This is a genomic window from Kineococcus haloalkalitolerans (assembly GCF_050871905.1).
GTDB lineage: Bacteria > Actinomycetota > Actinomycetes > Actinomycetales > Kineococcaceae > Kineococcus.
In genome coordinates, this window is the sequence record NZ_JBJLSH010000027.1 from 25,036 (window position 1) to 35,166 (window position 10,131).

The 10,131-nt window shown below is 77.1% G+C and carries 10 protein-coding genes; 5 read left to right on the forward strand and 5 right to left on the reverse strand.

The genetic code is table 11. From position 1 onward, the window contains the following. Window positions 1-14: 14 nt before the first annotated feature. Window positions 15-992, reverse strand: a complete 978-nt coding sequence (gene add / locus ACRYMY_RS11920; protein WP_432547471.1) for an adenosine deaminase — start codon at window positions 990-992, stop codon at window positions 15-17. A gap of 74 nt (window positions 993-1,066) precedes the next feature. Continuing rightward, window positions 1,067-2,467, reverse strand: coding sequence for an NtaA/DmoA family FMN-dependent monooxygenase (locus ACRYMY_RS11925; RefSeq protein ID WP_432547497.1), 1,401 nt, complete (start codon window positions 2,465-2,467; stop codon window positions 1,067-1,069). Window positions 2,468-2,729: 262 nt separating this feature from the next. Between ACRYMY_RS11925 and ACRYMY_RS11930 the strand changes: the two genes are divergently transcribed. The 5 genes from ACRYMY_RS11930 to ACRYMY_RS11950 all read left to right on the forward strand — a co-directional run bounded on the left by ACRYMY_RS11930 (window position 2,730) and on the right by ACRYMY_RS11950 (window position 8,324). Then, the gene (locus ACRYMY_RS11930; protein WP_432547472.1) at window positions 2,730-3,845 is read left to right on the forward strand and encodes an ABC transporter substrate-binding protein; all 1,116 of its coding nucleotides are present in this window, start codon (window positions 2,730-2,732) and stop codon (window positions 3,843-3,845) included. Between the two features lie 157 nt (window positions 3,846-4,002). Beyond that, the gene (locus ACRYMY_RS11935) at window positions 4,003-4,800 is read left to right on the forward strand and encodes an ABC transporter ATP-binding protein (RefSeq protein WP_432547498.1); all 798 of its coding nucleotides are present in this window, start codon (window positions 4,003-4,005) and stop codon (window positions 4,798-4,800) included. After that, window positions 4,797-5,651, forward strand: coding sequence for an ABC transporter permease (locus tag ACRYMY_RS11940; RefSeq protein ID WP_432547473.1), 855 nt, complete (start codon window positions 4,797-4,799; stop codon window positions 5,649-5,651). The genes ACRYMY_RS11935 and ACRYMY_RS11940 overlap by 4 nt, the downstream gene beginning before the upstream one ends. After that, window positions 5,651-6,538: an ABC transporter permease gene (locus ACRYMY_RS11945; RefSeq protein ID WP_432547474.1), complete on the forward strand. Its 888-nt coding sequence runs from the start codon at window positions 5,651-5,653 to the stop codon at window positions 6,536-6,538. Before ACRYMY_RS11940 ends, ACRYMY_RS11945 begins: the two co-directional genes overlap by 1 nt. Window positions 6,539-6,707: 169 nt before the next feature. Beyond that, window positions 6,708-8,324, forward strand: coding sequence for a diguanylate cyclase (locus ACRYMY_RS11950; RefSeq protein ID WP_432547475.1), 1,617 nt, complete (start codon window positions 6,708-6,710; stop codon window positions 8,322-8,324). Between the two features lie 8 nt (window positions 8,325-8,332). Here ACRYMY_RS11950 and ACRYMY_RS11955 read toward each other — a convergent pair whose 3' ends face one another. From ACRYMY_RS11955 to ACRYMY_RS11965, 3 genes are all read right to left on the reverse strand, one after another. After that, window positions 8,333-8,995, reverse strand: a complete 663-nt coding sequence (locus tag ACRYMY_RS11955; protein ID WP_432547476.1) for a maleylpyruvate isomerase family mycothiol-dependent enzyme — start codon at window positions 8,993-8,995, stop codon at window positions 8,333-8,335. A 113-nt stretch (window positions 8,996-9,108) separates the two neighbouring features. Beyond that, the gene (locus ACRYMY_RS11960) at window positions 9,109-9,348 is read right to left on the reverse strand and encodes a hypothetical protein (protein ID WP_432547477.1); all 240 of its coding nucleotides are present in this window, start codon (window positions 9,346-9,348) and stop codon (window positions 9,109-9,111) included. Next, on the reverse strand, window positions 9,345-10,130 hold the full coding sequence (locus tag ACRYMY_RS11965) for an alpha/beta fold hydrolase (RefSeq protein WP_432547478.1): 786 nt from the start codon (window positions 10,128-10,130) through the stop codon (window positions 9,345-9,347). The genes ACRYMY_RS11960 and ACRYMY_RS11965 overlap by 4 nt, the downstream gene beginning before the upstream one ends. Between the last annotated feature and the right edge of the window lies 1 nt (window position 10,131).

Below are 10,131 nucleotides of genomic sequence, written 5' to 3' on the forward strand. Positions count from 1 at the left end.
CGGGTCGCGCGGCCTCAGGCGGCCAGCCACTCCTGCACGCGCGCCACGTGGGTGGCGGCGAAGCCCTCCGGGGCCGCCGCCCCCTCCAGGGAGGCCGTCGCGCACGAGGCGAGCTGCTCGTCGTCGAGGCCCAGCGCGGTGCGGGCCGTCTCGTACTCCTCCAGCAGGCCCGGCCCGAACAGCAGGGGGTCGTCGCCGTTGAGGGAGCAGCGCACGCCCGCCTCGAGCAGCGCGGGCAGCGGGTGCCGGCCGATCTCGGGCACCACGGCCAGCTCGACGTTGGAGGTCGGGCACACGTCCAGGACGACGCCCTCGGCGGCCAGCCGCTCGAGGAGCGCGGGGTCCTCCACGGCCCGCACCCCGTGCTGCACGCGCCGGGCGCCCAGCAGGTCGAGGGCGTCGCGGACGCTGTCCGGCCCCAGCAGCTCGCCCGCGTGGGGCGCCGCGAGCAGCCCGCCCTCGCGGGCGATCGCGAAGGCGCGCTCGAAGGGCGCCGGGGGGAACAGCGACTCGTCCGCGGCCAGGCCGAAGGAGACCACGCCGTCGCCGGCGTAGCGGACCGCGAGGCGGGCGAGGTCCTCGGCGTCCGCGGGGGGCTGGTGGCGCAGCCCGCACGCCATCCAGCCGAACCCGATCCCGAGCCGCGCCGCCGTGGTGAGCCCCTCGTCCAGCACGGCCTCCAGGACCGCCTCCGGGCCGCCGAGCGCCTCGGCGTACGGCACCGGGTTGCCCTGCGGCTCCACCCACACCGCCCCGTCGCGCGCGGCGTCCTCGACGACCTCGCGCACCAGCCGGCGCAGGTGCGCCTCGGTGCGCACGAGGCGCACCGCGCCGTCGTACACCGCCACGAACTCGGAGAACGAGGTGAACCCGCGGACCGGGGGTTCCGGCGCCCCGGCCTCGGCCGCGAGGTCGGCGAGGGTCGAGGGGCGCATCGCCCCCTCGAGGTGGACGTGCAGGTGGGCCTTGGGCAGGTCGACGAGGGCGCGCACGGGGTCTCCGGGTGTCCGGGCGCGGGCGTGGCCCGCGGCCTGGTGGGGGCGTGGTGGGGGCGGGGGTCAGGCTCTCACGCGACGGGCGCCGGGCCGTCGACGCGGTCGCGGTCCCGCCGGCCGCCGGGCAGCCGCGGGCCGGGGGAGCCGAGCCGCTGGCGCAGCGTCGGGCCGGGCAGCGCATCGGCGGCCGGCAGCCGCCCGCGCCGGCGCAGCTCGGGCACGACCAGGTCGCAGAACAGGCGGTGGTCGGCCGGTGAGAACACGGCCTCCAGGAGGAACCCGTCCACGTCGGTGACCTCGACGAGCTCCTCGAGCTGGTCGGCCACCTCGCGTGGATCGCCGACCACGGTGAAACCCCGGGTGCCGCGGCCGCGCAGCTCCTGCAGGACCTCCCGCACCAGCGGCGTCGTGCCGTCGGGGCGCCGGAACCGGTCGATGTTGCTCTGCCCCATCTGACCCACGCGCGAGGCCGCGGGTCCGGTGAGGACCTGGTCCAGCGGGCGGTCCGGGTCGAGGGCGGTCAGGTCGATCCCGGTGTTCCCGGCGTAGATCACCGCGGCGACCTCGTCGGTCTGCATCGCCTCGAACTCGGCCCGGCGCTCCGCCGCCGCGGCCGACGTCTCGGCCACGGTGACCGTCGCCCCGACGAGGACCTTCACCGACGCCGGGTCGCGCCCCTGCCCGGCGGCGCGGGCGCGGATGTCCGCCACGTTGCGGGCGGCGTGGCCGGGCGTCGTCCCCTGCAGGAACACGCACTCGGCGTGGCGGGCCGCGAACGCGCGGCCGCGCTCGGAGGACCCGGCCTGGAACAGGACCGGGGTGCGCTGCGGCGACGGCGGCACCGTGAAGTAGCCGGAGGAGCGGAAGTGCGTGCCCCGGTGCTCGATCCGGTGCAGCCGCCGCGGGTCGGCGAAGACGCCGGCGGCCTTGTCCTCGACGAGGGCGCCGTCCTCCCAGCAGTCCTCCCACAGCCGCCGGCACAGCTCGACGTGCTCCTCGGCGATCTCGTAGCCGGTGTCGTGGGCGGTCATCGTCGCGTGCCCGAACAGGGCGGCGACGGTGTCCTGCGACGCGCCGGTGACGACGTTCCAGCCGATCCGACCGCCCGTCAGGTGGTCCAGCGTGGCGAACCGGCGCGCCATCGCCACGGGGTGGTCGACGCCGGTGGAGGCGGTGACGACGAACCCCAGCCGCTCGGTGGCGCGGGCGAGGGCCGGGACCAGCAGCATCGGGTCGAGCCCGGAGAAGTTCAGCCCGCCCCGGACCGCGGCGTCGGGCAGGTCGCCGTCCACGCTGGGGTAGCCGTAGCCGTCGGCGAAGAACAGGAAGTCGAAACCCGCGGACTCCAGCAGTCGCGCGACCCCCACCCAGTGCTCGACCTCCCGGTGGTGCACGGAGTCGCTCCACGGGTGCGACCAGCTGAGGGTGCCGCCCACCTGGGGCGCGGCCACCTCGAAGACTCCCAGGTGCATGCGTCGCACCGCGGACCACCTCTCGCTCTGCGGCGCGCGCCGCGCGGACCAGCCGGTCCGAAGGAGAGCACACCCGTGTTTCCTCCGTGTGACGCCGGCCGGAGCCGGGGCCGCGCGGGAGGTGGGGCGGGACGGGGGAAACACGGCGTTCACACGACTGGAACGCCGCTGCCGCGCGCGGCTGGTTCAGTACCGACGGCCGGTCCGTCCGGCCCGTCCGCGCGCCCCGTGCCCGCAGCCCTCCCACCTCCGGAGCCGCCCCGTGAACGCACCCGCACCCCGCACCCGCACCGCCGTCCCGGCGGGGCTCGCGCTCCCGGCCAGCCGCCGATCCCTGCTGCGCGGTGCGGGGCTGGGGGTCCTGGGCGTGGCCGCCCTGGCCGCGTGCGGCGAGGAGTCGGGGGCCGCTGGCACCACCGACGGCGGTGGGGAGGGTTTCGGCGACATCGCCGTCCAGCTCTCCTGGATCAAGAACATCGAGTTCGCGGGGGAGTACTTCGCCATCGAGCGCGGCTACTACGCGGAGGAGGGTTTCGGGACGGTCGACCTGCTCGCCGGTGGTGCCGCGGGCACGGCCGCGGAGGCCATGGTGCTGTCCCGGCGCGCGCAGGTCGGCCTGTCCGCACCGACCCTGACGGCCCCGGCGATCGTCAACGAGGGCGCCCCCCTGAAGATCATCGGCGCGACGTTCCAGCTGAACCCCTTCTGCCTCGTCTCGGTCGAGGAGCGCACCCCCGTCCGCACGGTCGAGGACCTGGCCGGCAAGCGCATCGGCGTCCAGACCGGCGGCAACGAGCAGATCTTCGCGGGCTTCTGCACCGCCAACGGCGTCGACCCCTCGACCTTCACGATCGTGCCGGTCCAGTACGACCCGTCGGTGGTGGCCTCGGGCGAGGTGGACGCGTTCATGGCGTACCTGACCAACGAGCCGATCCTGCTCGCGGGGCAGGGCCTGACCCCGGTGACCCTCGGGTTCGCCGAGCAGGGACTGCCCTTCGTCGCCGAGACGTTCACGGTCCTGCAGTCGACCATCGACGACCAGCGGGACATGCTCAAGGCGTTCCTGCGCGCCGAGGTCCGCGGCTGGACCGACGCCGTCGCCGACCCGGCCGAGTCCGCGCGCCTGGCCGTCGAGGTCTACGGCGCCGACCTGGACCTGGAGCTGGAGGAGCAGACGGCCGAGGCCGAGGCGCAGAACGAGCTGGTCGTCACGGACGACACCCGCGCCAACGGGCTGTTCACGATGACCGAGGAGCTGGTGCAGCAGAACGTCGAGGCCCTCGCCGTCATCGGCACGGACATCACGGCCGAGCAGCTGTTCGACCTCACGCTGCTGGAGGAGGTCTACGCCGAGGACCCCGGCCTCGTCACGGGCTGAGACCGCCCCGCCGTCCGCCACCCACCCGCGCGAGAGGGGCCCGACCGTGTCCCACGACACCACCGCCGCCGCTGACGCCACCGCCGCTGACGCCACCGCCGCTGCCGCGGCGCCCGCCCCGGCACCCCGGGCGCCGTCGGCCACCACGACGCCGTCGCTGCACCCCGCGGCCGCCACCGGCTTCCACCTGCAGGGCCTGAGCAAGCGGTTCACCCTGGGCCGCAGGACGGTCCAGGCCCTCGACGAGACCCACCTGGGGACGCGCAAGAACGCCTTCCTGTCCCTGCTGGGCCCCTCGGGCTGCGGGAAGTCGACGGTCCTGCGCGTCCTCGCCGGCCTGGAGGAACCGACCAGCGGGACCGCGCTCGTCAACGGCCTCACCACCCGGGAGCTGCAGCGGCAGCACGAGCTGGGGATCGCGTTCCAGGACTCCGCCCTGCTGCCGTGGCGCACGGTGGAGAGCAACATCCGCCTCCCGCTGGAGGTCGCCGGGGTCCGCCCGGACCGCGGGCTGGTGAGCGACCTCGTCGACCTCGTCGGCCTCCGGGGTTTCGAGAAGGCCAAGCCCGCGCAGCTGTCGGGCGGCATGCGCCAGCGGGTGTCCATCGCCCGCTGCCTCGTCGTGCAGCCCAGCGTGATGCTGCTGGACGAGCCGTTCGGCGCGCTGGACGACATGACGCGCCAGCGGATGAACGTGGAGCTGCTGCGCATCTGGACCGAGAAGCCGGCGACCACGCTGATGGTGACGCACGGGATCGCCGAGGCGGTGTTCCTGTCCGACGTCGTGGCCGTGATGAGCCCGCGCCCGGGGCGGGTCGTGGAGGTCGTCGAGATCGACCTGCCCCGGCCCCGGACGCCCGGCCTCATGCGCACCCCGGAGTTCCACGCCTACCACGACCGGCTCTCGGAGCTCCTGTTCGGCGGCGGCGCCGGCGGGCCGGAGGAGGAGCGGTGAGCACCACGAGCCTGGGCGCGGCGGCCCGGCAGGCTCCCCCCGCGGCGGTGCCGGCCGCCCGCCGCGGCCTGCGCGACCTGCCCCCGTGGTCGGGGGGGATCGTCGGCGCGGTGGTCGTCCTCGCCGTCTGGACGGTCCTGGCCCTGACGGTGTTCCGCGCCAGCGGCATCGTCCCGACGCCCTGGGCGGTCGTGGGCAGGGTCGTCTCGGACGGCCCGGACGTGTACTGGGCCAACCTGTCGGTGACGACGTGGTCCGCGCTGCAGGGGTACCTGTGGGGCAACCTGGCCGCGTTCGCCCTGGCCGTCGTCGTCCTGCTCGTCCCCGCCTCCGAGGGGGCGGCCACGCAGGTGGCCGTCATCTCGTACTGCGTCCCCATGACCGCCGTCGGGCCGATCGTCCTCATCGTGTCCGAGCCGGGCTCGCGCACGACCTCGGTGTTCCTCGCGGCCCTGAGCGTGGTGTTCACCTCGGTCGTCGGCTGCCTGCTCGGCCTGCGCGCCGCCGACCGCACCGCCCTGGACGTCGTCCGCGCCTACGGCGGCACCCGCTGGACGCAGCTGGTGAAGGTCCGCTCCGTCGCCGCGCTGCCGAACGTGTTCGCCGCGCTGAAGCTCGCCGCGCCCGCCGCCTTCCTCGGCGCGGTGCTGGGCGAGTACTTCGGCGGGGTGGACTCCGGCCTCGGCCTGCTCATCACCGCGGCGCAGACGCAGCTGCGCTACTCGCAGCTGTGGGCGCTGGCGATCGCCTCCGGCCTCGTGGCCGGTGCCGGCTACCTGCTCGTCGGGTTGGTGGCCCGGCTCGTCACCCCGTGGTCCTCGACCGGTCAGCGGACGGGAGGGGTCTCCTGATGGCGAGCACGAGCACGAGCACCAGCGCGGCCGTCCGCCCCGCGGCGGGCGCCGGCCCGGCGCACGAGGACCGCAGCGCCACGTCGGTGGCCGGGTCCGCGGCGCGGCGGATCGCGGTCTCGGTGCTCACGCTCGTCGTGTCCACCGTCGTCCTCGTCCTGGCCTGGTACGCGCTGCTGGCGCTGCTGGACGTCGACCCCTTCGTGGGCAAGCGGCCGCTGGACGTCCACGCGTACCTGGTCACCGCCGAGGGCGCGGCCGCGAACCGGGCGGAACTGGCCGGCCTGCTGCTGGTGACGCTGGGCAACGCGGGTACCGGGTTCGCGGCCGGCCTCGTCTCCGCCGTCGCCGTCGCCTCGCTGTTCACGCTGTTCCGGCCGCTGGAGTTCGCGTTCATGCCGCTGGCCATGCTGCTGCGCTCGGTGCCGCTGGTGGCGATGGCCCCGCTCATCGGCATCGTCTTCGGCCGCGGTGCGGCGGGCGCAGCCGCCATCGGCGGTGTCGTCGTGTTCTTCCCGGTGCTGGTGAACCTGGCGCTCGGGCTGCGCTCGGCGTCGCCGCAGGCCGTCGACCTGGTCCGGGTCAACGGCGGGACGCGGTGGACGGCGCTGCGGAAGGTGGCGGTGCCCAGCGCGCTGCCGAACCTCTTCGCCGCGGTGCGCATCTCCGTGCCGGGCGCGGTGATCGGCGCGATGCTCTACGAGTGGCTGTTCAGCGGCCGGGGCCTGGGCGCGGAGATCTTCCGGGCCAACTCGCAGGTCCAGTACTCCAAGCTGTGGGCCATCGTCGTCGTCGTCACGTTCACCTCGATCCTGCTGTACACGCTGGTCACGATCGTCGAGACCCTCGTCCTGGCCCGGTGGGGCCCGGACGCGGGGCGCCGCTGACCGGCGCAGCTGGGAGACGGCTGGGCGCCCGCCGGGTGCCGACGGGGTGCGGGCTGGGCGGAAACGCCCCGCCGCGGCACCGCGCGCGGTTAGGGTCGCGGCGGCGGTCGCGCTCGTCCGTGCCCGCCGGTGCCCGTCCCGTCCCGTCCCGCCCGGAGGCCCCTGCGCCGTGCCCGAGGTCCCCGTGGTGCCCGCGGCGCGGCGGCCCCCCGCCGCGGCCCTCGCCCGCCGCGAGGAGTTCGGCCCCTACGACCGGCTGGCCGAGCTGGCCTTCGCCCAGTACCTCGCCGGGTCCTGGGACGCGGCCCTGCGCGCCTGCCGCGAGGGCGTCGCGCTGTGCACCGCCGCCGGTGACGAGACGACCGTGCGCTACCTGTCCTTCACGACCGCGGCGTGCCTGCTGGAGGTGCTCGACCCCTCGGGCGCGGCCGCGGAGGCGCAGGCCCTCCTGGACCGCCTCCCGGAGCAGGAGACCGCCTGGCGCGCCAAGACCCTCGCGCTGCTGGCCGACGCGCGCCTGGCCCTGGGGCGCACGTCGGCGGCCATGGACGCCCTCGCGCGGGCGCACGCCCTGGCCGCGGACCCCGGCCGCAGCTACAACGGCATGTCGGCGGCGTTCTCCACGGCCACCGCGTTCCGCTCGCTGCTGCTGTTCGAGCTGTGCCAGGAGCTGCTGGAGGGCGTGCGCCGCTCGCCCTGGCTGGACGTGGCGCGCACGGCCGTCCTGCGCGCGGTGGCCGTCAACCGCACCCTGTGGGGCTGCTGCCTGGCCCTCAGCGGCGACCCCGCCGCCGCCCGCGCCCAGCACGTGGCCGCGCTCAGCGACGTCGCCGCCCTGGCGGCCGCCGCCCGCGAGGGCGGCGACGCCGCGATGGCCCGCCGCGCGCTGGCGCTGGAGGGCTTCCTGCTGCACCGCCTCGGCGAGGACCCGCTGGCCCTGGCCCGGGTGCGGGAGGCCCTGGCCGGCGGCGGGGTGCGCGACGGGCTCGTGGAGCTGCGCGCGGCCCGGCTCGCCCTGGCGGTGGTGCTGGCCCGGTCGGGGGAGCCCGAGACCGCGCGGGCGGTCCTCGCGGAGGTCGCCGCCGTGCACGTCCACGAGGACCGCGAGCTGTGGGAGGCGCTGGGCCACGAGGCGCTGGCCGAGGTGGAGAGCGCCGCGGCCGCCGTGCCCGCGCCGGTCGTGCGGGCGTGGCGGCAGCTGGCCCGCGCCTCGACCGCGCGGCTGTGGCGCGACCGCGAGTCGCGCTTCGAGGCCCTGACCGACCGCATCCGCCTGCGCGCGCTGGACGAGGAGGCGGCACGCGCCTCCCGCGAGCTGCGCACCGACCCGCTGACGGGCCTGGGCAACCGGCGCGAGCTGCAGCGCCTGCGCGAGCGCGCCGGCGCCGCAGCGCCCGCCGCGGGGGGCGCGGCCGCGGTGCTGTTCGTCGACGTCGACGACTTCAAGGCCGTCAACGACACCTTCTCCCACGCGGTCGGCGACGCCGTCCTGCGCCGGCTGGCCGACGTCGTGCGCGGCGCGTGCCGGGGCGCCGACGTGCCGCTGCGCTACGGCGGCGACGAGTTCGTCGTCGTCCTGGCCGACCCCGCCGGCGCTGGCCCGGCCGCCCGGCGGGTGCTGGAGGCCGTCCGCCGGCTGGCGTGGGACGAGGTCGCGCCGGGGCTGCGGGTGCGGGTGTCGGTCGGCTCGGCCACCCGCGGCGACCTCGCGTCGGCGCTCGCCGCGGCCGACGCCGCCATGCTGGCGGCCAAGCGCTCCGGCCGCGACCGCCTCGTCACCGGCTGAGCCTCCCGTCAGCGGCGCGGGCCGCGCCGCACGTCCGCGGCACCGGGACCGGACAGCTCGTCCGGGCCGACCGGGCGCCCGCTGAGCAGCAGCAGGAGCGCCTCGCCGCTGCCGCGCACCTCCGGTCCCTGCCCGTGCTGCCAGCCGACGTCCTCGGCGACGAGGCGGCGCCCGCGCACCCGGGCGCCCGCGCTGCCGCCCACGGTGACGTTCAACGGCCAGCGCGTGCGCACCAGGACGTCCGCGGCGGTCCGCACCGCGCGGAGGTCCGTCCGGTGCCCCAGGCCCAGCGGCCGCCGCACGTCGAGCCCGTGCAGGACGGCCTCGAGGACCGCCGCGGCGCGGGGGACGCCGGGCGGTGCGGCCAGCGTGACGGCGTTCTCGCGCAGCTGCGCCAGGACCGCCGCCCGGCCCCGGGCGGTCCACGCCGTCGCCGTGCGGCGGTTGAACCGGTTCGGGTCGAAGCCCGCGCCGGCCAGGCCGCGCAGGGCGGCCCCGGGTCGCAGGACCGGCGCCCAGGCCAGGTGAGCGGCGACGTGCTGCACGGTCCACCCCGCGCACAGCGACGGCACGGCCCACGCCGCCTCGTCGAGCACCTCCAGCTGCTCCAGCAGCGCGAGGCGCTCGGCGCGCAGCAGCTCGTCCAGCAGGGCCCGGTCAGCACCGCTCACGACGCCTCCCCTCGGGTGGGAGGTGAGGGTCGACCCGGGCGCCGGCGGTGTCAAGGGCCGGTGGCGGTGTCGAGGGCCGGCGGCGCCGGGCAGCGGCGAGGTGGGACCGCGGGTCAGCGCCCGGGGCCGCGCCGCGCGTTGCGCCTCGTGGCGTCGAGCGCGAGCTCCACCAGCAGGACCAGGACGGCCACGACGAGCGCCACCAGCGCGGCCTCCCCGCCGCCCAGGCCCAGCACCGTCCCGCCCAGCAGCGCCGCGGCGAACCCGGCCAGCGCCCACAGGACGGGCCGGACCAGGGCGCGCAGGGGCCGGGACGGCGGCCGGTCCGGCGGGTCCGGCAGCCCGGCGGTCACCGGAGCGCCCCGGCGGAGGGCCGGCCGACCGCGCCGCGCAGGAAGTCGCGCAGCCGGGCGGTGACGGCGTCCGGCTCCAGCAGGTGCGGCCAGTGCCCGGCCCCCAGGTGCCGCAGGTCCACCGAGCGGGCGCGCGGGTTCAGCGCCGCCAGCGCGGCGGCGTCGACGTCGCGCGTGGTGCGCAGGTGCAGCAGCGGCGCGCGCACGACTGCCAGCAGCGGCCGCGGGTCCAGCTTCAGGACGTCGGTCCACAGCGGCCGCAGCACCTCCTCGGGCGTGGCGGCGATCCCGGCGACGACCTCCTCGCGCAGCTGCGGCTCGCGCTCGCCCCAGGCGGTGCGCATCGACGTCACGAGCACGTCCGGCCACGGCCCCGAGCGCACCCGCCCGGCGCGGGCGCGCTTGGCGGCCAGCGCGTCCGCCGTGACGGGCACGTTGGAGTCCACGAGCACCAGCCCCGCGACCAGCTCGGGGCGGCGGGCGGCCACCACCAGGGCGACGACCCCGCCGGTGCTGTGCCCCACGAGGACGGCCGGCCCCGCGGGCCCGTCGGCCGGTCCGCCCGCGAGCCCGTCCGCCAGGCTGTCGGCGAGGTGCGCCGCGACGGCCTCCAGCGACACCGCCCCGGGCAGCGGCGGCGCGCCGTGGTGCCCGGGCAGGTCCCGCGCCTCGACGTCGTGGTCACCGGCCAGGGCCGCCGCCACCGCGGCCCACTGACCGGCGTCGCAACCGGCGCCCGGCAGCAGGACGACGCGGCGCCTCCCCGGGACCGCGGGGTGCACC